The sequence below is a fragment of the Thalassospira sp. ER-Se-21-Dark genome (assembly GCF_017922435.1).
GTDB lineage: Bacteria > Pseudomonadota > Alphaproteobacteria > Rhodospirillales > Thalassospiraceae > Thalassospira.
Map to the genome: position 1 here is coordinate 574,360 of NZ_VDEZ01000002.1, position 20,982 is coordinate 595,341.

The 20,982-nt window shown below is 53.7% G+C and carries 18 protein-coding genes and 1 tRNA gene; 13 read left to right on the forward strand and 6 right to left on the reverse strand.

Annotated features, from left to right (window positions below):
• The first annotated feature begins 133 nt into the window (after nt 1-133).
• The 6 genes from FHI25_RS10295 to FHI25_RS10320 all read left to right on the forward strand — a co-directional run bounded on the left by FHI25_RS10295 (nt 134) and on the right by FHI25_RS10320 (nt 8,063).
• Entirely contained in the window at nt 134-1,459 is a 1,326-nt protein-coding gene (locus FHI25_RS10295) for a paraquat-inducible protein A (protein WP_210517515.1), read from the forward strand.
• Nucleotides 1,456-3,135, forward strand: a complete 1,680-nt coding sequence (locus FHI25_RS10300) for an MlaD family protein (RefSeq protein ID WP_210517518.1) — start codon at nt 1,456-1,458, stop codon at nt 3,133-3,135. Before FHI25_RS10295 ends, FHI25_RS10300 begins: the two co-directional genes overlap by 4 nt.
• On the forward strand, nt 3,132-3,728 hold the full coding sequence (locus FHI25_RS10305) for a PqiC family protein (protein ID WP_210517521.1): 597 nt from the start codon (nt 3,132-3,134) through the stop codon (nt 3,726-3,728). Before FHI25_RS10300 ends, FHI25_RS10305 begins: the two co-directional genes overlap by 4 nt.
• Before the next feature lie 254 nt (nt 3,729-3,982).
• Entirely contained in the window at nt 3,983-5,671 is a 1,689-nt protein-coding gene (locus FHI25_RS10310; protein WP_063089746.1) for a hypothetical protein, read from the forward strand.
• Nucleotides 5,672-5,800: 129 nt separating this feature from the next.
• Entirely contained in the window at nt 5,801-6,835 is a 1,035-nt protein-coding gene (locus tag FHI25_RS10315) for a GlxA family transcriptional regulator (protein ID WP_246879031.1), read from the forward strand.
• 49 nt (nt 6,836-6,884) lie between these two features.
• Entirely contained in the window at nt 6,885-8,063 is a 1,179-nt protein-coding gene (locus tag FHI25_RS10320; RefSeq protein ID WP_210517524.1) for an MFS transporter, read from the forward strand.
• A 157-nt stretch (nt 8,064-8,220) separates the two neighbouring features.
• Here the strand turns inward: FHI25_RS10320 and FHI25_RS10325 are convergent, their stop codons facing one another.
• The gene (locus tag FHI25_RS10325) at nt 8,221-8,442 is read right to left on the reverse strand and encodes a hypothetical protein (RefSeq protein WP_210517526.1); all 222 of its coding nucleotides are present in this window, start codon (nt 8,440-8,442) and stop codon (nt 8,221-8,223) included.
• A gap of 282 nt (nt 8,443-8,724) precedes the next feature.
• Between FHI25_RS10325 and FHI25_RS10330 the strand changes: the two genes are divergently transcribed.
• Both FHI25_RS10330 and FHI25_RS10335 read left to right on the forward strand, forming a co-directional pair.
• Nucleotides 8,725-8,817 (forward strand) — tRNA-Ser (locus tag FHI25_RS10330).
• Nucleotides 8,818-9,103: 286 nt separating this feature from the next.
• Entirely contained in the window at nt 9,104-9,964 is an 861-nt protein-coding gene (locus FHI25_RS10335) for a cupin-like domain-containing protein (protein WP_210517529.1), read from the forward strand.
• Between the two features lie 8 nt (nt 9,965-9,972).
• Here the strand turns inward: FHI25_RS10335 and FHI25_RS10340 are convergent, their stop codons facing one another.
• Together FHI25_RS10340 and FHI25_RS10345 are read right to left on the reverse strand one after the other, a co-directional pair.
• Nucleotides 9,973-10,785 carry a lysophospholipid acyltransferase family protein gene (locus FHI25_RS10340; protein WP_210517532.1) on the reverse strand — a complete coding sequence of 271 codons (813 nt, stop codon included), beginning with the start codon at nt 10,783-10,785 and terminating at the stop codon, nt 9,973-9,975.
• Between the two features lie 65 nt (nt 10,786-10,850).
• The gene (locus FHI25_RS10345) at nt 10,851-11,630 is read right to left on the reverse strand and encodes a GNAT family N-acyltransferase (RefSeq protein WP_210517535.1); all 780 of its coding nucleotides are present in this window, start codon (nt 11,628-11,630) and stop codon (nt 10,851-10,853) included.
• 353 nt (nt 11,631-11,983) lie between these two features.
• Here FHI25_RS10345 and FHI25_RS10350 point away from each other — a divergent pair, with 353 nt between their 5' ends.
• A complete protein-coding gene (locus tag FHI25_RS10350; RefSeq protein WP_210517538.1) occupies nt 11,984-12,445 on the forward strand; it encodes a hypothetical protein in 462 nt (153 codons plus the stop codon).
• 89 nt (nt 12,446-12,534) lie between these two features.
• On the opposite strand, the gene FHI25_RS10355 is transcribed toward FHI25_RS10350, so the two are convergent.
• The 3 genes from FHI25_RS10355 to FHI25_RS10365 all read right to left on the reverse strand — a co-directional run bounded on the left by FHI25_RS10355 (nt 12,535) and on the right by FHI25_RS10365 (nt 15,573).
• On the reverse strand, nt 12,535-12,777 hold the full coding sequence (locus tag FHI25_RS10355) for an Lrp/AsnC ligand binding domain-containing protein (protein WP_210517540.1): 243 nt from the start codon (nt 12,775-12,777) through the stop codon (nt 12,535-12,537).
• A gap of 97 nt (nt 12,778-12,874) precedes the next feature.
• Nucleotides 12,875-13,822, reverse strand: coding sequence for a carbohydrate kinase family protein (locus tag FHI25_RS10360; protein WP_210517543.1), 948 nt, complete (start codon nt 13,820-13,822; stop codon nt 12,875-12,877).
• Nucleotides 13,823-13,980: 158 nt separating this feature from the next.
• The gene (locus tag FHI25_RS10365) at nt 13,981-15,573 is read right to left on the reverse strand and encodes a bifunctional metallophosphatase/5'-nucleotidase (protein ID WP_210517546.1); all 1,593 of its coding nucleotides are present in this window, start codon (nt 15,571-15,573) and stop codon (nt 13,981-13,983) included.
• Between the two features lie 622 nt (nt 15,574-16,195).
• Between FHI25_RS10365 and FHI25_RS10370 the strand changes: the two genes are divergently transcribed.
• The 4 genes from FHI25_RS10370 to FHI25_RS10385 are packed head-to-tail and all read left to right on the forward strand — an operon-like array spanning nt 16,196 to nt 20,904.
• The gene (locus FHI25_RS10370; protein WP_008890749.1) at nt 16,196-17,191 is read left to right on the forward strand and encodes a BMP family ABC transporter substrate-binding protein; all 996 of its coding nucleotides are present in this window, start codon (nt 16,196-16,198) and stop codon (nt 17,189-17,191) included.
• A gap of 52 nt (nt 17,192-17,243) precedes the next feature.
• Nucleotides 17,244-18,818, forward strand: a complete 1,575-nt coding sequence (locus tag FHI25_RS10375) for an ABC transporter ATP-binding protein (RefSeq protein WP_210518273.1) — start codon at nt 17,244-17,246, stop codon at nt 18,816-18,818.
• A complete protein-coding gene (locus tag FHI25_RS10380; RefSeq protein ID WP_120224803.1) occupies nt 18,815-19,933 on the forward strand; it encodes an ABC transporter permease in 1,119 nt (372 codons plus the stop codon). Before FHI25_RS10375 ends, FHI25_RS10380 begins: the two co-directional genes overlap by 4 nt.
• Nucleotides 19,933-20,904 carry an ABC transporter permease gene (locus tag FHI25_RS10385; protein ID WP_008890746.1) on the forward strand — a complete coding sequence of 324 codons (972 nt, stop codon included), beginning with the start codon at nt 19,933-19,935 and terminating at the stop codon, nt 20,902-20,904. The genes FHI25_RS10380 and FHI25_RS10385 overlap by 1 nt, the downstream gene beginning before the upstream one ends.
• Nucleotides 20,905-20,982: the final 78 nt, after the last annotated feature.

Here is a 20,982-nt window from a genome sequence, read left to right on the forward strand (position 1 = left end):
GAACATTGTTTTGTCTCATTTGCCAAGGACATTCACCGCTGCCAAGTGCCCCCGATTTGACTTGCAGGGAAAAGTGTCGCTTACTTTGATGTGCGAACCAGTCCGTATAACGGATTGTAAAAACAGGAAAACAATGTCTCATCGACTGATCGCCTGTGAACATTGCGACTATCTCCATGTCGAGGAAGAAATCCCGACGGGCAGTGTCGCATATTGCGTTCGATGTGGATCACCGTTGTACCGCGCAGCACAGGTGCGCTTTGACAAACCGTTGGCTCTGGCTGTCACGGCCTTTCTGTTGTTCTTGATTGCCAACAGCTATCCGGTCTTGACCTTTGCCATGGAAGGCCGGGTTGAGACCAACACACTGAGCAGTGGTGTGCTGACGTTCTGGCGCGAAGGGTTTCCGTTTTTGGCCATTATGGTCGCCGTCACATCTGTGCTGGCACCGCTGGTCCTGATTTTGGCGCACATCTATGTATTGCTGCCGATCAGCTTGAACAGGCAAGTGCCCGGCATGCAGCAGGTCTGGCGCATTCTGGCGATCATCCGGCCATGGTCGATGCTCGATGTCTTCCTGATCGGGTTGCTGGTGGCTTTGACCAAGCTGACGGATTTTGCTGATGTCATTGCCGGTCCTGCGTTTTTTGCGATTTGCTGTCTGATCCCGACGGTTCTTCTGATGAATATCACGCTTGATCCACGCTACGTTTGGCGGCGATTGGCACCGGCAAACCTGCGTTATCCGACATCTGAAGATATTGGCAACCAACAAGGTTCAGATCAGCAAGACAGAACACTTCTGACCTGTCACACATGCTCCATGGTTGTTCTGGGCGGCGGGCATGAAAATGTGCGTTGTCCGCGCTGTGGTGCGATGGTGCATCACCGAAAGCCACGCAGCCTGTCGCGTTCATGGGCGTTGTTGCTGGCTGCGGTCATTTTGTACGTGCCGGCAAATGTCTTTCCGATCATGACCGTGACGTATCTTGGCCGGGCAGAGGCAGACACAATACTCTCGGGCGTCAGCGCGCTTGTCCGGGCCGGGGAGTGGCCAATTGCCATCGTTGTCTTTACCGCAAGCATTCTGGTGCCAATCATCAAAATCCTGCTGTTGGGGTGGGTTTATATTGCAACCGCCTTGGGGTTGTCTGGTCCACTCAAGGAGCGCACATTGATTTATCGTATTACGGAGCTGATCGGGCGATGGTCGATGGTTGATGTGTTTATGGTATCGATCCTTGCCGCACTGGTGAAACTTGGAAATATCGCAACAGTTCAACCCGGTTTCGGGGCTGTGGCATTCTGTGGGGTGGTCATTTTGACAATGCTGTCGGCCATGGCCTTTGATCCGCGTTTGATTTGGGATCGCGCCGGTATGCAAACAGTCAAGCGACCAAGATTGGCAAGTGTGAAGACAGATCATGACCGCGTTGAAAATCAGGGGATTCCGTCATGAGTGACGCGAAAAGTTCAGAACCGGATCAACAGCCGGAAAAGCCCGACATCCGAACAGGCTGGGGCCGTTTTTCAATTATCTGGCTGGTGCCGCTGGTGGCCTTGATCGTCGGTGGTTGGCTGCTGTGGCGTGATATCGTCTCAAAGGGTCCCGAAATCACCGTTACGTTTGAAGCGGCCGAAGGTCTGTCTGCCGGTAAGACAGCCGTGCGTTATCGCGATGTCGATGTCGGTCAGGTAACAGCCATCAATCTTGCCGACGATATGGAACATGTTGTTCTGACGATCCGCATGAACGCGGATTTCAGCGATTACCTGACAGACAAAACGCGGTTCTGGGTTGTGCGCCCACGCGTGAGTGCGCGCGGTATTACCGGCTTGGAAACCATTGTTTCCGGCGCCTACATTGAAGTGATACCGGACAAGTCGGGGGAAAAGGCACGCCAATTTGTTGGCGAGGAAGAGCCGCAATTTATACCTGATGAAGAAAACGGCACGCGTTTTGTCCTGACCGCAGAAGAACTCGGTTCCCTGGGTGAGGGGACACCGGTCCTCTTGCGCGGGATCGAGGTCGGAGAGGTGCTTGATACCGAACTGGATGCCAATGCGGATGGTGTTTCAATCCCCATATTTATCCGCAAACCTTTTGATGCGCTTGTTAAACGCCAAACCAGATTTTGGGATTCAAGCGGGATTGCCCTTGATCTGAATGCCGAAGGCTTTTCTGTGCGCGCGCAGTCTGTTCGTTCTGTTTTGGCGGGCGGGATCAACTTTTATACGCCGCCCGCGCATGAGAACGACGAAATGGCGACCGCAGATACGGTATTCCGACTGCATGAAAGCCTTGAGAAGGCCGAGTTGCTCGCCGAGGGATACAGCCAGCGCTACATGCTTTATTTCGATTCCTCGGTTCGCGGGCTTTCGCGCGGTGCGCCTGTGGAATTTAACGGTATCCGTGTCGGGACAGTCGAAAGTGTCGACCTGGAATATGTCGTCACACAGCATACCTTCCGTGTGCCGGTTGAAGTCACACTTGAACCTGAACGCGTAAGCATCGTCGGTGGGCGCCTGGGGGATGTTGACCCGCAGGAAACCATTGAAACCCTGATTGATAATGGCCTGCGTGCCCGCCTCAAGACAGGAAGTTTCATTACCGGTCAGTTGTTTGTCGACCTTTCTATGCATCCGGTTTCCCCGGCGCGCTATCTTGGCAATCAAGAGGGCAATTTGCCGGAACTTCCGACATTGCCGCAAAAGCTGGACGAAATTGCCAATTCGCTGACCAGTCTTCTTGAAAAGGTTGAAACCTTCCCGATTGAAGAAATCGGAATTCGCCTGCTTGGGACCGTGGAGGGCATGGAGAATATCGTCACGTCGCCAGCATTGAATAACGGGATGATCAGCCTGCAACAGGCCGCAGCGGGCATAAACACGCTTGTTACCAATCTGGATGCGAGTGTGTTACCCGCAACCCAGACCGCGCTGGATGCAGCACGCGAGGCACTTGGCGGTGTTCGCGATGTCACCGCGCCAACGTCACCTGTGCGTTACAACCTTGAACAGGCCCTGAAAGAACTCGGTGCAACGGCGCGTTCCCTGCGAGAACTTACCGATTTCCTCGAACAGAACCCGAGTGCCCTCATCCTTGGCAAGAGCGGCCCGGAGGAGAATGAATGATGCGACAGACAGTCCGAAAAATGATCTCCAGATGGGTGTTGCTGCTTGTCGCACCACTTTTGGCCGCTTGTGCGTCACCCTCGGTTCCTGACCAATATTATTTGCTGTCACCAATGGTGCAGCCGGTGTCGCCAGCACCCGGTGAAGCGACGGTCATTGGTGTCGGGCCGGTGACAATTCCGAGCTATCTCGACCGATCGACGATTGTCACGCGCAGTGCCGCCAATCGGCCGGAGGTCAATTCCGGATACCGCTGGGCCGAACCGCTGGGCGAGAACATCAATCGTGTTCTTATGGATAACCTCGACAGGACTGGGGTTGCAGCACGTTTGGAAGTCTTTCCCTGGAACTCACGGGATATGGTGGAATGGCAGGTGGTTGTTGATATTGACCGTTTCGAACGGCAGGCCGATGGCAATGTTAACCTGACAGCCCGCTGGAAGCTCGTCCATTTCCAAAGTGGGGAGATCGTCACAGCGGCCAAGTATGACAAGGTCAGTACACCAGTCGATCAAACACTCGACAACACCGTTATCGCCATGAGCAGCCTGCTGGCCGATTTGACGGCCGAAATTGCGGCGCGGATTCCGTGATTCGCTGCAAAATGACGGTTCAAGGGCAAATACGCAGTTTGATTTTCAGAATTTTCCAGTTCCAAGGGCAGGGGAATTCAGGAAATTCTAAAGAAATACCCGAAAGTATAAAAAACATCTGCATCGAACTATTGTTTTAGGAACCCGATTAGCAGTATAAGTAAGAATAAATATAAAAATTGGGACACGCGCCTGACTAGTCAAACGGCAGACTTATGCCGCCCAAACAGGAAGTTAGGGAGCCAGAGCGCGTCATGTCGGATACGACATTTGAAGTTATGGTCCAGCGTGGGGATCGCTGGATAATCCATTCGACATTTGATGTCGAACAGGAGGCGGTTACAGAAGCTGAAAAGCTTGTGAAAACCAAGATCTCTGCCGTGCGCGTTATTCGTAACTGGGAACGCGGCGACGGTCGTCATATTGAAAAGGTACTTCTCGAAAAACAAGGTGCGGGCGAGGACCAGGACGATGACGTTCGGGTAACTTCGATCGACGAAGCGCCGTTGTGCGAGACGGATAACGACCTTTTGCAGAAAGAAAGCCGCGCGACGATCAACCGGTTGCTGCGCAAATATTTCGAACAGGAAATCCTGACGCCTTGCGAGGTAATGTACAATTACCAGAACCTGCGCAAGTTGATGTTCCATGACACCTTGATGCCGACCGCGGTTGACAAGGTTGCAGGACTTCATGCCAAGGCGACTGACGGCGATCACATTGAGGCGATGAACAACCTTCATGGCGCGATTGAGCAGCTTTCTGCGCGCGCCCGCGAAGTTGAAAAAGTCGATCTGCCAGCATTCGAAGACGCCACCATTTCGGAAGTGCGCGACGAAATCCGACGCCTCAACCTTGCGGAAGATACCGACTTCCTGACCATGGTTGCGCTGACGCGCGTGCTGTCCTCGACCCGTAACTGGGTTGGCAAGCTTGACCTCGCGCTTAAGGTCAAGGGCGATGAAAAGGACGAAGCCGCCCGCAAGATGATTGATGACGTGATTGCCGATATTCTCGGTTCTCCCGTCGCACTCAAGGAACTGCTTGGCGGTTCGCGCAGCTTTGGCGAAGCGGTGACCCTGCACATCGATCTTGCACTTGGCCGTGCAAAGGGAAATCGCGGTGCTGCCGATGACATTCTTGAACTTCTGAACCCGCTTTTTGGGTCAGGCCTTTTGGCCAACAGCCAGGAAGCGATGTTTGATTACATCGTTCGTGAACTGCGCAGTGCCAATAGCCTGCAACGCCACGAAAGCGATCCGGATCCGCTTGACGGTATCCTTGAACGCCTGATCACAGAGCAGGGCGTGATTTATGGCACGCCCATGGTCAGCGCGATTGCCGAACGTGGGGCACGGTTGCGCAATGTTGGCGGCCCACGGGCCCTGATCGAAGGCGTTGCAGAAATCAATAGTCGCCTGATCCCCAACTTCCGGAAGCTGACCTGGCTTATTGCGGTTGCCAATAGCGGGATTGTCGAAGACTTTGCCGACGAACTCTATGAGATGATGCGCGACGCTGTTGGTGATATGCGTGCTTTGCGCGCGTTCTGTGAGCCGGACGCCAAGCCACGCGATAAAATGGCGACCGTCAAACATATGAACGACGTGCTTGCGGCATCAAACGTTCCTGACGAACAGAAGGCGGAAATCGGCGCCAAGCTTGATGATGGGCTGGCAGAGTATCTTGTCCGCGAGAAGGTGATTGAACGCATTGATAATCCGTCTCTGCATTTGCGCAAACGCGCCTATATGCTGGTTCAATTCTGTTCAAGCGGTGTTCTGATTGAGGGCAAATCGGCTGCCATGGCCCGTAAAAGGGTGGTCGGGTATCTGAAACAGCCCAACTTTACCGACAAATTGGTCGATGACATCAAGGACATGACGACCAAGGAAGGCACGATCCGCGATTTCTATGCATTGTTGCAACGAAGCGGGTTCTGAGTCGAAGAATTCTTTTGGCGTTGAATGATGAAAACACCCCACGAAAGCCGGTTGGCGAGATTCGTGGGGTGTTTGTCATTGTTGCCACATTCGGGATTGGGCATCATGTATCTCTGACAAGGAGCTAAGATGATGTCCAACTCGCCCCACACCCCGAAATTAGTCGTCTGCCATGCCTTTGATGGTGTCATGAGCCTTGATGTCGTCGGACCGCTTCAGGTGTTCGGCTCGGCAAATGACGAGCTTTCCGCGCTGGGACGGCCACAAGGATACGAAGGGATCGTTGTCGCCGGGGCGAGTGGGCCGGTACGGACATCCTGTGGTGTGCGAATATATGCCGATATGGCGTGGCGTGACCTTGATCTGGACACGGTCGATACTCTGCTGGTGCCAGGTGGTGTCGGTGTTCTGACAGAATGCAAAGAACCGCAAATCCTTGATTGGGTCAGAAAGGCCGAAGGCATCGTACCACGGCTAGGCTCGATCTGTTCAGGTGCGCTTGTCCTGGCCGAGGCCGGGGTGCTTGATGGCAAAATGGCCACAACCCACTGGTCGCGCTGCGAACAAATGGCACGGGATTACCCGGCAATCCAAATGATGGGGGACCGGCTGCATAGCTATGATCCCGCAGGACTGGATGGCGATCCGCATGTTTTCACATCAGCTGGCGTCACCGCCGGGATTGATCTGGCGCTGGCGATTGTGGAGGCCGATTTTGGTCGTGCCTTGGCCTTGTCCGTTGCGCGCCGGCTTGTGATGTTCCTCAAACGGCCCGGCGGGCAGGCACAGTTCAGTGCCTATCTGATCCCTGAAACCGGCGCCACAGCAAGGCTTGCAAATCTGCTTGAATGGTTACCCGGCAATATCGCCAAGGATTTGTCACTTGAAACACTGGCCGAACGTGCGGGGATGACACCGCGCACTTTTTCACGGGTGTTTGCGCGTGATCTGGGGATGAGCCCGGCGCGCTATGTCGAACGTGTCCGGGTAGAAGCCGCCCGTGCGCTGTTACAGGACGAGGCCCTTGCGATTGGGCAGGTTGCCGAGTTGTGCGGGTTCCGGCATCCGGAAACGCTGCGCCGGGCGTTTCAGCGACATCTTTCTGTCAGCCCCCAGGAATATGCGGAGCGTTTTGCCCGCAAATCATTAGTCACCGCAAACTAACAACGGTTTGACGGCTTTCATAACAGTTTGAATTTCAGGAGTTGGGAACATGTTGTTGCTGACCAATGGATCATTGCGTCTGCTTTTCTTCGCACAGGCGCTGTATTGGTCCTGTTCACTGATCGGCATTACCCTGACATCGCTTGTCGGTGTATCGCTCGCCCCCGCGCCATCCATGGCAACTTTGCCACTTGGAATGCTTATGGTCGGCAATCTCGTATCTGTTCATCCGCTTGCCATGTTGATGCAGCGTCGTGGCCGACGTGTTGGGTTGTTTGTCGGGGCACTCTTTGGGGTCTTGGGTGGCCTGATGGTGGCTTACGGCATTTATATCGGATCGTTCTGGCTGGTCACGCTTGCTGCCGCACTGATTGGCACCTATCAGGCGTCGGCTATGTATTATCGTTACGCGGCGCTGGAAATTGTCGCGCCATCCGAAAAGGGGCGTGCTGCCGCCCTCGTTCTGGGCGGGGGTGTTCTTGCTGCGCTGATTGCCCCTGAGATTGCTGTGGCAAGCCAAGGTTTACTTCCAGTTCCGTTTGCCGGGGCCTACGTGGCACTGGCAGGTCTGGCGGCCTTGGGCGCATCCTTGATGATCATGTTGCCAGATGGTGGCATTCCGCAACGTGCCGGGTCGAGCAGGGCGGTTATGTCCGATCTGTTGCGCCGCCCAGTCATTCGCGGCGCAATCGCCATCAGTGCCGCCGGGCAGGGGATTATGGTCCTGGTTATGACAGCGACACCGCTTGCGATGAAATATTGTGGCTTTGATGTGGATGTTTCGGCCAACGTGATCCGCTGGCATTTGATCGGGATGTTCTTGCCGGCCTTCGTTGCCGGGCCAATGATCGACCGGTTTGGGCCACGCCGGGTCGCATCATTCGGGGCGTTTGCGCTGGTAACAAGTGTTGGCGTTGCCGTTTCGGGCATTTCGGTTGCCGCTTTTCTGATCAGTTCGTTCCTTCTTGGGATTGGCTGGAACATGATGCTTTTGGCGGGAACGACGATGCTGGGCGGGGGGCATGACACGGCGGAACGCGGGCATGCGCAAAGCCTGATGGAGCTTGGCAACAGTGGGACGGCGACAGTCGCCACAATTGCCAGCGGGGCATTGATCGCCGGTGCCGGTTGGAGCCTGATTAACTTTGGTGTGCTGCCGGTTTTGGCCATTGCGTTGATTTTGATGTGGCGGGGATATGCCGCAAAGCAAGCAACCGCAGGCGCCTGAAGCCAAAAGAAACCGCCGGTCAAGACGACCGGCGGTGAAGTTGCAGGGCGAACGGGGATCGTCGCCCCGGCGCGACTGAAATCGCTTGCATCCCAAGCCGTTCGGGATGGACGAGAACGGGTCGGGTGCGTGTGTACAGGCAATAAAAAACCGGCCATCAGGCCGGTTGGGATACCAAACTTGTCGTGTTGCCTGCGACGAATTCCTTGATCTTCTGCAAAACGAAATCGCGTGAACTGTTTTCGCGGGTACGGAACAGGACTTCTCGGTCCTGAATGACCAGCCCCATGTAAACAGGGTCGTTATGACCTTCCTTGGTCATTTTGAGGGCGCGAAGGGTATGACCGAGATCATCCGTGCTTTGATAGATCGTACGCATTTTTCTCCAACCAGCATTTACGTCAAAAGACGGTGAAAAACCAATCGACCACACCGTTATGACAGCTGTTTTTTTCTGTCCGATGACAGCCATGTGATGGTTTGAAGACTCTTTTCCCAATCAACCGTGAAATGCAGTGAGCAATGCAGGCAAAAAGCTGCTGGTTTTATTTGGCAGGACTGTTAAAAAGAAAACGACCTTAACGCCGGTTTCGGGCATTGACATGCGCCATGGCGATGTTTAAGAAAGGCGTCGTTCCGCAGGGAACACCAAGGACATAAAGGGCAAGTGGCCGAGTGGCTGAAGGCGCTCCCCTGCTAAGGGAGTATAGGGTCAAAAGCCCTATCGAGGGTTCGAATCCCTCCTTGCCCGCCATTGATTAAAGCACCCCAAAAGGGTGCTTTTTTCGTTTCCGGCCCGCGCATTTGGGCCGTGGCCGACGCGATTGATCATGGTGAGGCCAGATCCGTTCCCAAATTAGGTTGGCTCTTCGCAAGATATCAAAAATTACAACTGTTTAGTACATAGTGCCACCGGCGCAGCCAGCTTGATTTCGTCTGTTTCCTATGATCTATCTGACAAGCTCCAAGCTGAAGGTGGAACAGAAAAAAGGCATGAGCGTTCTGGTGTGCAGCAAAACAAGAAAACAGACGGGGCCGGAATGACGAGCCAGTTAAGCTATCTGAGCATTGATCGCCGAGATAATCTGAGCAGAGAAGAGTTTATTGACCAGTATCTTAAGCCCAAACGTCCCGTCATCATGCGCAGTTTCGCCGCAAACTGGCCTGCATTGGAAAAATGGTCTTATGACTATCTGAAGCAGGGCTGTGGCGATGTCGAGGTGCCGCTTTATAGCGAGGCATTTGCGAACTCGGACAACGACTATCTCGATTCAACCCAAAGCATGCCCTTTGGCGAATATCTTGATCTTATTCAGGCGGGGCCGACACCGCTTCGCATGTTTTTGTTCAATGTGTTCAAGCATATGCCGCAACTGCGCGAGGATTTTTCATATTCTGACCTGGGCGTCACGTTCCTGAAAAATCATCCATTCCTGTTTGTCGGTGGCCAGGACGCCTATGTCGATATTCATTACGATCTGGATCACAGCCATGTTTTTCTGACGCAGATGACCGGCACCAAACGTGTGATCCTGTATGGAAGTGAAAACGGACGTCACCTGTATCAGCATCCGCTGACTGTTTCGTGCAATATCGATTTTCGGAACCCGGATCTGGAACGCTATCCGAAGCTTAAGGATATTCACGGCTATGAATGCATTCTGGAGCCGGGCGATACCATCTTTATCCCCAGCCGCTGGTGGCATTTCATCGAATACAGCACGGCTGGCATCAGCCTGACATTGCGTGCCTTGCCTGAAACCTGGCCTGCGCGTGCGGCGGGTCTTGCCAGCATCATCAAGCTCAAGGTCATTGACCAGTATCTCGGCAAGATGATTGGCGAGAAAAAGTGGTATCAGATGAAGGAAGACTGGGCACACGCCCGTGCGCGAAAGGCTTGAGGCATGCCTCAAGCCTTTTTCAGGATGATGTCATAGCCGTTTTGAACCCCCGCATGGGCCCATCGGGTGAGTTCCTTGCGGTTGTCAAATTCGGATACCGGACGGCTCGGACTGAAATGGACTTTAACGGTACAGCCCGGCGTTGCCATGAACCGCCAGAAATGGAAGGCAAGGGTCGTGTCGTCAAACCATGGGTAAAGAACCGTTTCCGGTTCTGGCGAAGATCCACTCGCGCTGTCTTTCAGGCATAAAACGGTTATCGGCTGAACGTGGCAAACTTCAGCGATCTTTTCATCAAACACAAATTCCATCAGCGACGATTTGAACGGCAATACGACACTGCCATCCGTGCTTGTCCCTTCGGCAAACAGAACCAGCCGACGGTCGGGCAGGATCTTGTCGCGCAGAATCTTGATCTGTTCGTGGGATTTGATGGCCCGGCGCTCAACGAAAATGGTTTGGCAACAGCGCGCAAGGAACCCGATGCCGGGCCAGCCGCGAACTTCGGACTTGGCGATGAAATTAACGGTGAACAGCGCATTGATCACCGGAATGTCGAGGTAAGACGTATGGTTCCCCAACAGCAGCAGTGGAAGGGTTTCGCTTGGCGATCCAGTGACTTCGACCTTGATGCCTGTGATCTTGCGGGCACCAAGGTGCCAGATGCGGACAATCTGGGAACTGGCCCGGAGCTTGAGACCTTCAAGGATCAGGAAAGGGATCAGCATCGCAAACAGCCAGACCATCAGCGTCGTGAATTTTAGCCCTGCCTTCACGTGCTGTGCTGGTGTGATCGGTGCAGTGATGTGGGGTGTTGCCATCTGGTCCAAAGCGCTTGAAAACCCTTGTTTGACGTCACGGATGTCTCTTTTAACAGTAATCGCACTCACGTGTTTAGAGGTGTGAGATCAAGGCGATCAGCCTGCTTTTTATAGAATCTATAGTATTGATCTGGGACCTTGGCGACATCGACCGTAATCAATACATCAAGCGTCTTGAAATCGGGATCAAGTGCGACGCCATCGCCAACAACGCCACCCAGCGACAAGTAGGCTTTGATCAAGGGGGGCAATTTCGCAAGGGCCTCGTCCGGATCAATGTCGTCTTTTGCGATGCGTTCCATCGACTGATAATCGAGTGCGCGCGCAATATGAGGTTCATCATCCAGCCGGTAGTGATGCAGGTATGACAGTTCGTAGGCGATCTTGTCGATATCGGTCGCATGGAAGCTTGCGCAGCCGAACAGATAGCGAATGTCATGATTGAAAATCAGCTTGGTGATACCACGCCACAGAAGCTGAATGGCCTTGCCATCGCGATAATCCCTGTGAACACAGGATCGGCCGACTTCCATGCAGTTGTCTTTTACAGCGTCAAGCAGGGGAATAGAGAACTCTTCCTGCGCGATGTATGACAGATCTGCGGGTTTCTGTTGCGAAAGCAGCAATCTGGTGGTGGCGATGACTTTCTTGTCATTTTCATTATCCACGACCAGCAAGTGTTCGCAGAACGCGTCGAATTTATCGCTATCAAGGCCGGCCGAGTGTTGCTCGGTCATGGCTTTGGCGTGAAATTCGCCAAAGAAGACCTCAAAGCGAAGTTCTTGCGCCGCTTTCAGGTCTTGTTTGGTCTTGGCAAGATGAACAGAAAATCTACCGGATGCCATATTGGAAATTAATTCTGTTGTTCTAATGAAACTTGGTTGCCGTCGCTTTTCGCGATGACAGAGTGATTTGTATCACATAATGAACTTTCTATGAAAACAATATGATAGCGTTAAATCGATCAGTGTTTTCGGTCGAATATCATCGCGGATTGAAAAGCCCAAGGCGTATTGATGACAAGGTCAAATGCGTCATTTGGTATTGCCGCGCTCTGTGTTACGAACAATCCAGAAAAATATTCTTTGCTGTATGGCATAAAGATAGCCGGTGAAACGTTATCCTTACTGGGCTTGTCGCAATTTTGGGCAAAGTCCCCACATGAGTTTGGATGTTTTTCACGATGACAGAGGTCGCCATGCCGTTCACAACCAGCTGGGTCAAAGCAATTACGACCGGTTTTGTTCTTGTCGGTGCCAGTCTTGCCCTGACAACACCTGTACAGTCACATCCGGCCAATCAGGAACATGATCACACCGTCGTCGAACTTGCCCAAGGTGGCGGTATTTTCAGTGATGAAGAACGGCGCATTATTCGCGATGTGCTTGATATCGCGACTGGGCAGACTGACCAAGATAGCGACAAAAAGAACAAGGGTAAAGGCAACAAAGGCTTGCCGCCCGGTATTGCCATGAAGCTTGAGCGTGGCGGTACCTTGCCGCCCGGCATCGCCAAACGCGATTTGCCCGATAACCTGATTTCACGACTTCCTGCGCGCACGGACGGTGCGCTGCGTCAGATCGTTGGCGACGATGTTGTGCTGATCGAAAAGGGGACCGAGATCATTCTTGATGTGATCCGGGATGTTGCCAGGAACTAGGTTGCGTTGCCTGCATCCGACAGAAAGAAAGCGGCGCCTGATTGGCGCCGCTTTTGGTTCTGCAAGCTTGTTTGTCGGCCGTTTTGCCCTCAGGTGAAGGCGTTAAAGGTAATGATGGTCTGGGTATCCTTGATATGATCCAGCTTATGGATACTTTCGTTCACATAGCGCCCAATATCCTGTTCTTCTTCCACATACACCTTGACCAACAATTCAAACGGGCCGGAGATGGAATAGACTTCGGAAACGCCTTCGACTTCTTCAACAAGCGCTGCTGCGACGTCATAGGCTTTGCCAAGTTCACATTTCACAAAGATGAAAAATGGATGCATCGGATCGGCTCCGGTTTGATGTTGAATTCAGGACAAGCTACCTGCGTTGCATGATCCATGCAATCATCAAGCAGGATCTTGGTTTGGCCCCATTGGATCAAAGGACCTTGCTTTCGGCCTTTGCCGCGCGTTCCGTGACCGCGTCCAGCGTCAGATCCCAAACGGTGGTGCCTTCGGTTTCTGCCGTCAGGCTTGTCATCGCGAGGCCCGATGCCATTGCATCGTCAAAGCTTGTATGCGGTTTCGAGTAAGCCGACAGAAAACCGGAATAGAAGGCATCACCCGCACCATTGACGTCTTTGACCTTGGTGGGCAACGGATGCCAGAACGCCGTCCCCGATGCGGAGGAGGACACAACCCCTTGGGCACCAAGTGTGATCACGACATCCGGGATGCCCTTGCCGCGCAAAAGCTCGACCGCGACTTTCGCCTGCGCAAGATCGTTGATCTCGATACCGGTCAGGATGCGTGTTTCTGCGCGGTTGGCAATCAGCAAGTCCAGCTTATCAAGCACCGGCTTGAACCGTACTGCCTTGCTGGGCGAAACGGTAGCTGCGCAGAGTTTTGTCGTCTGTTTGTTTTCTGCAAGCCACATGATGCTTTCGGTCGGCAAGTTCGCATCAACCAACCACCAGGGCCGCGCCTGAAGGTTTGCCAGATGCGGTTCAAGGCGATCAATGGTCAGCAGGTCATAGACCTCGGCATTCATCATACCAAGTGCGAGTTCGCCGGTTTCATCAAGAAGGGCCGTGTAACCGGCCGTTGCCATGCCACTGATCTTCATCAGATGGCGGGTATCGATCCCAAGTTCGGACAGCGCCTCGATCACTTGATCGCCATCACCATCATCCCCAACAGCGCCAAGCATCGCGACATTATTGCCCAGAAGCCTCAGATGCACCGCAATGTTGCGGCTGACACCGCCAGGTTTGCGATGCAAGGTCCGAACTGGGTTCGAGGCAGCGGGAACAAAAGTCTCGGTACATTGCAGGGTGCGGTCGAAATGGGCGGCACCAAAGCAAAGAATGTTGGCATTAGGCGTCATAGAGAACGGGTGCTCTTTGTCGTGGGACGTCACGCAGGTGACGGTCATGTGCTGTAAGCGATGTTGATAAGCCTCAAGCGCGCATGAAGGCAAGGAAAACAAAAAAGGCAGTCCGTAACGGACTGCCTTTCGGTCACTCGATAACACAGAAAACCTGTTTATTTCAGGTTGATGCGCCCCTTGGTCGTCGGGGTCAGAGGCGAGTTAAGTCCGATATAGTCGGCAACAGCCTGTTCAAGGTTCGGTCCGAAGTCATAGACATCGGTGGCATTATCCCGGAACAGGGCGTAACCATCACCGCCATTGCGCATAAAGTCGTTGGAAACGACGCCATATATTTTGCCAGCCTCGATCGGCACGAAGCCATTGCCCTCGGCAACCATGACGTTTGAAACACGCGATCCGGCAGGTTGCGAAAGATCAAGGTCAAATTTCAGGCCCGCAACCTGCGGAAACTGGCCTTTGCCTTCCTCGACAAGCGATACACCATGTTCAAGCGACGCAACGATATCCGCACCGGAAAGCTTGAAGGTTGCCAAGGCGTTCTGGAACGGAAGAACCGTCAGGACTTCACCCATGGTAACCGTGCCTTCATCGATGCTTGCACGCACACCGCCGCCGTTCTGAATGGCGATCTGATAGTCATCACCAGCTTTCCAAAGCATCGCATCGGCAACCAACGAACCCATGGAACATTCCATCTTGCGGCAGATCTCGCGCGATCCATCTGCAGGTGCCGTGAAGCTGCCAACTTCAAGGGTGCGAACGGCATCAACCTGACCGCTGGCTTCAGAGATAACGGCAAGAACGTCCTCGGCCGGTTTGATGCTGGCATCAAGGGCAATCGGATCACCCGACCATGCGGTTGCCACACCGGCGTCATCAAATGTGACGTTCAGGTCGCCAAGATAACGGCTATAGGCATATGCTTGGACGATCAGAACAGGTTTGCCGTCGGCACCATTTTTGACGACCGGGTAGGGATGGGATGCCTTGTCATCACTGTTGGAAAACAGAAGATGGTCGTGACCGCCGACAATCACGTCAACACCAGTGACATCGCTGACATACTCGAAATCGGCGTATGAGCCCGAATGGCTGAGAGCGACAATTTTGTTGATCCCCTGGGCGGTCAAGCGGTCGACTGAGCTTTGCAGTGATTGCGCAAGGTCGTTGAACTTGACGTTCGGACCCGCACTTGAAATATCGGCCGTTTCCGGCGTTGTCAGCCCAACGATACCAATGCGTTCACCGCCAACCGTGATGATGGTTTCAGGTTTGATCAGTTCATTCAGACCATCCGTGGTGGCTTCGATGTTGGCCGACAGAATAGGGGTAAGGCTTTTTTTTATGAAGCTTGCCAGGACGTCCGGGCCATCATCAAACTCGTGGTTGCCAACCGCCATTGCATCATAATCAACAAGGTTCATCAGTTCAGCCGTCAGCGAACCCTTGTAGGTCGAATAGTAAAGGGATCCCTGGAACTGATCGCCTGCATCGACAACCAGAACATTGCCGCCTTCGGCACGGGCGTCACGAATGGCCGTGGCAAGACGGCCGTAGCCGCCAAAGCATTTGCCTTCGGCATCATCCTCGGCACTGCAGGTGTTATTGTATTTGGTGACCGACTCAACGCGGTCATGAACGTCATTGGTATGGATCAGGCGCAAATCATAATCGGCCAACGCGCTTCCGGCACCAAGGCTGAGCATGGTGCAGGCCGACAGCACCCCCGCAATTGTTCTTTTCATTCCTGTTCTCCAACAATAATCCACTCTTCCTGTCCCGATCGGGAGGGAAAGTATGAAAACGCAAATCTGTGGGTCGGAAAATCTTTGCCCCGAGGAATGCTAGCACCAAACTTTCGCGAACGGTATGTCCGGTTGTTGACGGTGTGGTTAAAATTACACATCGGTTGTGGTCGTAGGTTTGCACCGGTTCATTTGTGTCTGGAAGAATCGGAAGCGCACCAATTTCAATCATTCGAGGTTCAATGGTCCCGATTTGGCGCCATTTAAGCGTATCGACAAAGATAAATTACCGTGCAGAAAAGGTTGGTTCAGATTTGAGCCCGACCGGCCCGAAACTAAGGGAAACCCCGCAGATATGCGATTTGAAGTTCCGGTTGTAGTGGATTGGTGCTGACCAAGTGGACAGGTCTGTGCAACGTGTTGCGTGCTCAGCTATTTACAGGGCACTATATTTTGTAGTTACCATGAGCATTCGCAGCATGCCAAACCGCGCTGCATTGGTCCTCGACCAACGCCGCTTTGCTTATGTTGCGAGACATGTGTTTTCGATGAGGGAGTTCCGCCAAACAAGATGGGCATTGGCGGAAAGATAATCAGAATTCAAACAAAGAAGGGCATCGGAATGAAAAAGCTTCTGACCTCGGTGGTCGCGGCTGTTGCTTGCTATGCAGGCGTTGCTTCGGCTGCAGAAATCAATCCGGCTGTGGTTTACGATCTTGGTGGTCGTTTTGACCGCTCATTCAACCAGGCGGCATACACGGGTGCCGAGAAGTACAAGGAAGACACCGGTACTGAGTATCGTGACTTCGAAATCCAGAACGATTCACAGCGCGAGCAGGCAATGCGCAACTTTGCGCGCCGCGGCATGAATCCGATTGTTGCGATTGGTTTTTCCCAGGCTTCTGCACTTGAAAAAGTCGCTAAAGAATTCCCTGAAACCAAATTCACCATTGTTGACATGGTTGTAGACCTGCCGAACGTTCAGTCGGTGGTTTTCAAGGAACATGAAGGTTCGTTCCTTGTCGGTGTTCTGGCGGCTATGGCATCTGAAACCGGCAAAGTCGGTTTCGTTGGTGGTATGGACATTCCGCTGATCCGCAAATTCGCCTGCGGTTACGCACAGGGCGTAAAATATTCGAACGGTGATGCCGAAGTCTTCCAGAACATGACCGGCACCACCGGTGCGGCCTGGAACGACCCGGTAAAGGGTGGTGAACTTGCAAAATCGCAGTTCGACCGAGGTGCCGATGTTGTTTACCATGCTGCAGGTGGTACTGGCGTTGGTGTGCTTCAGGCTGCTGCAGATGCCGGAAAACTCGGCATTGGTGTGGACTCCAACCAGAACGGCCTGCATCCGGGTTCGGTTCTGACCTCGATGCTTAAACGCGTTGACGTTGCTGTTTACGAAGCTTTCGAGGCTGCTGCCAACGATACCTGGGAGCCGGGCCTGACCATTCTGGGTCTTGCAGAGGGCGGCGTTGATTGGGCACTTGATGAAAATAACGAAAGCCTGATCACCGACGAGATGAAAGCAGCCGTTGCCGAGGCCAAGGAAGCAATCATTTCCGGTAACCTTGAAGTACACGATTACATGAGCGATAGCGCCTGCCCAATGTAAGGCAGACGTCAAAGCAAATCGGGGATTTGTCGTGTCGGATACGATGCATCAAATGCACGGCGCTGGGGAAACCGGTGCCGTGCAACCCGCTATTGAACTGCGCGGTATAGACAAGCGGTTCGGTGCGGTACATGCCAATAAAGAAATCGACCTTAAGGTCGACAAGGGAACTATCCACGGAATCGTGGGCGAAAATGGGGCTGGTAAATCGACCCTGATGAGTATTCTGTATGGCTTTTATCAGGCCGATGCAGGAACCATTCACGTCGACGGCAAGCTCTGTGAAATCAACGGATCAGAAGACGCGATCGCGGTCGGGATCGGGATGGTTCACCAGCATTTCATGTTGGTTGAGACGTTTTCGGTGCTTGAAAACGTTATCCTTGGCGTCGAAGGTGGTGCTGTTCTGCGCGACGGTGTGGAAAAGGCACGCGAAGAACTCAAACGTCTTGAACGCGAATATTCGCTCAATATTGATCCGGACGCTACGGTGGGTGATCTTTCGGTTGGGCTCCAGCAACGCGTGGAAATCCTGAAGGCGCTCTATCGCGGGGCGGAAATTCTTATTCTGGATGAGCCGACCGGTGTTTTGACACCGCAAGAAGCTGATCATCTTTTCAGAATTCTTGATACCCTGAAAGAACAGGGCAAGACGGTTGTTCTGATTACCCACAAACTGCGCGAAATCATGGCCGCAACGGACAATGTTTCCGTCATGCGCCAAGGCGCAATGGTGGCGCATCGCAAAACAGCCGAAACCAGCCCGGAAGAACTGTCGGAATTAATGGTCGGCCGTAAGGTATTGCTACGCCTTGAAAAAGGTGAATCCAATCCGGCTGCGACCGCGCTTAAAGTCGATAATCTTTGTGTTGATAATGCGCAGGGCGTTCGTAAGGTCAAAAATGCGACCTTTACGGTGCGCGCAGGCGAAATTGTCGGCATTGCCGGGGTATCTGGCAACGGGCAGAGTGAGCTACTTGAAGCGCTTGGTGGAATCAGATCTGCCAGCGAAGGGACCGTGGAACTAAACGGGCAAGATGTAACGCCCGGCAAAGGGGTCGATGCCGCTGAGCTTCGTCGTCGCGGTGTCGCGCATGTGCCCGAGGACCGCCATCGCATGGCGATGGTCACGGCCTTTTCAGCCAAAGAGGCCGCCATTCTTGGTTATGAAGATGATCCTGCCTATCAAAAGGGCGGGCTTTTGGACTGGGATGCGATTTCGGCTGCCACAGCCAATATGATGTCGGAATTTGACGTTCGTCCGGACAATCCGGATTTGAAAGCAGCCAATTTCTCGGGCGGTAATCAGCAGAAGCTTGTTCTGGCGCGTGAAATCATGCGTGATCCGGAATTGCTTCTGGTGGGCCAGCCGACCCGTGGTGTCGATATCGGTGCCATTGAATTCATTCACAAACGTATTGTCGCCATGCGGGATGCTGGCAAAGCCGTCCTTTTGGTGTCAGTGGAGCTTGACGAGATTATGTCGCTTGCCGACCGCATTCTGGTGATGTGCGATGGGGCCATCATTGGTGAAGTTGCCGCATCCGAGGCCAACGAACGCGTGCTTGGTTTGATGATGGCGGGCGTTGACCCAAATGAAGCCAAGGCAGCGGAGGGGCAGGCATGAGCAAAACTGTCGAACTGCCGCGCTGGATTGATGTGGGCGCGTTGCCTTTGCTGAATCTGCTGCTTGCCCTTGTTGTGTCCGGGCTTGTGGTTCTGGCGATTGGTGAAAACCCGGTTCAGGTGGTTGAAATCCTGCTTTATGGCGCGTTTGGCTATGAAGAGGCTTGGGGTTATACGCTTTATTACACCACCAACTTCATCTTTACCGGCCTTGCCTTTGCCGTCGCGTTCCATTGCGGGCTGTTTAACATCGGCGCCGAAGGGCAGGCCTATATCGGTGGCCTTGGTGTGACGTTGGCCGCCCTTTATCTCGATTTCCTGCCATTCCCGATCATGCTGGTTGTGGCGATGTTGGCGGCGATGATTTTTGGCGCGGCGTGGGCTTATATCCCGGCCTACTTGCAGGCGCGGCGCGGATCGCACGTCGTGATCACGACGATCATGTTCAACTTCATCGCCTCATCACTGATGGTCTACCTGCTGGTCAATGTGCTTCGTCCGGAAGGGTCGATGACGCCCGAAAGCGAACAGATCGCCGAACATTTGCGATTGCCATTTATTCACGACATTGCAGGTGCGCTTGGCATTGAAATGGCGTCAAGCCCGCTGAACCTGTCATTTGTTTATGCCATCGTCATCAGCGTGATGGTCTGGCTGTTTATCTGGCATACCCGTTGGGGCTATGCCATCCGGACAGTCGGTGCCAATGCTGTGGCGGCAACCTATGCTGGGCTTGAACCCGGGCGTTTTATCATCATTGCGATGATGATCTCAGGTGCGCTGTCATCCTTTGTGGCGCTAAACGAAGTCATGGGTGTTCAGCACCGCCTGTTGATTGATTTTACCGCCGGCTATGGCTTTGTTGGCATTGCTGTAGCGCTGATGGGGCGCAACCATCCGTTTGGCATCTTCCTTGCTGCTTTGCTATTCGGGATGCTCTATCAGGGCGGGGCGGAGCTTTCATTTGAAATTCCGACGATCTCGAATGATATGGTCGTGGTTATTCAGGGGCTTGTCATCCTGTTTACCGGTGCGATGGAACACATGTTCCGTCCGCGCGTGACAAAGATCTATACAGCCTGGCGCCTGCGTCAGGACGCCGGGGAGGCCGCATAATGGATACATTTCAGCTGATTATCCTGTTGCTGGATGCAACGCTGCGCACCTCGACACCGCTTATTCTTGCGGCCCTGGCCGGGATGTTTTCCGAACGGTCCGGGACGATTAACCTTGCCCTTGAAGGCATGATGCTGGGCGGGGCATTTTCGGCTGCTGCGGTTGCATTCTATGTCGGTAGCCCGTGGGTCGGGCTTCTGGCCGCGATTGCAACCACGATTGCGCTTTCGCTTCTGCATGGTTTTGCCTGCATCACGCACAAGGGCAACCAAGTGGTTTCGGGCATGGCGATCAATATCCTGATGTCGGGTCTGACCGCCCTTGTCGGGATTGCACTTTTTGCACAGGGCGGCAAAACGCCAGCGCTTGATAAAGGATCGCGTTTCCAGCCGATCACGTTCCCGGGGGCCGACGCCGTTCAGGACGTTCCGGTTCTGGGCCTGATCTATTCGGAACTGCTGAGCGGTCATAACATTCTGGTTTATGTCGCCTTCCTTGCCGTTCCGGCAGCCTGGTGGGTGATGTATCGCACCCGGTTTGGCTTGCGTCTGCGCGCGGTTGGTGAAAACCCGGGGGCTGTTGATACGGCGGGCATTGGCGTTGTCGCCATGCGCTATCGCGCCGTAATTTGCAGCGGTGTGCTTGTTGGCATGTCAGGCGCCTATCTTTCAACAGCGCAAGGCGCATCCTTCCTGCAGGACATGACGGCAGGCAAAGGCTATATTGCGCTGGCGGCCATGGTGTTTGGCAAGTGGCGTCCATTCCCGGCATTGGCAGCTTGCCTTCTGTTTGGCTTCCTTGATGCAGCAGCCACACGTTTGCAGGGCGTCGTTCTGCCCGGTATTGGCGAAGTTCCGGTCCAATTGGTGCAGGCATTGCCCTATATCCTGACGGTCATTCTTCTGGCCGGGTTCATTGGCCGGGCTATTCCGCCAAAGGCACTTGGTCGGGCATACGTCAAGGAACGCTAAGCTTTTCGTGGTTCGGGTCTCGGCCTATGATACAGGCAGTCCCGAACCACTTTTTCCAAAAATGTGCGCTTTGGTCAG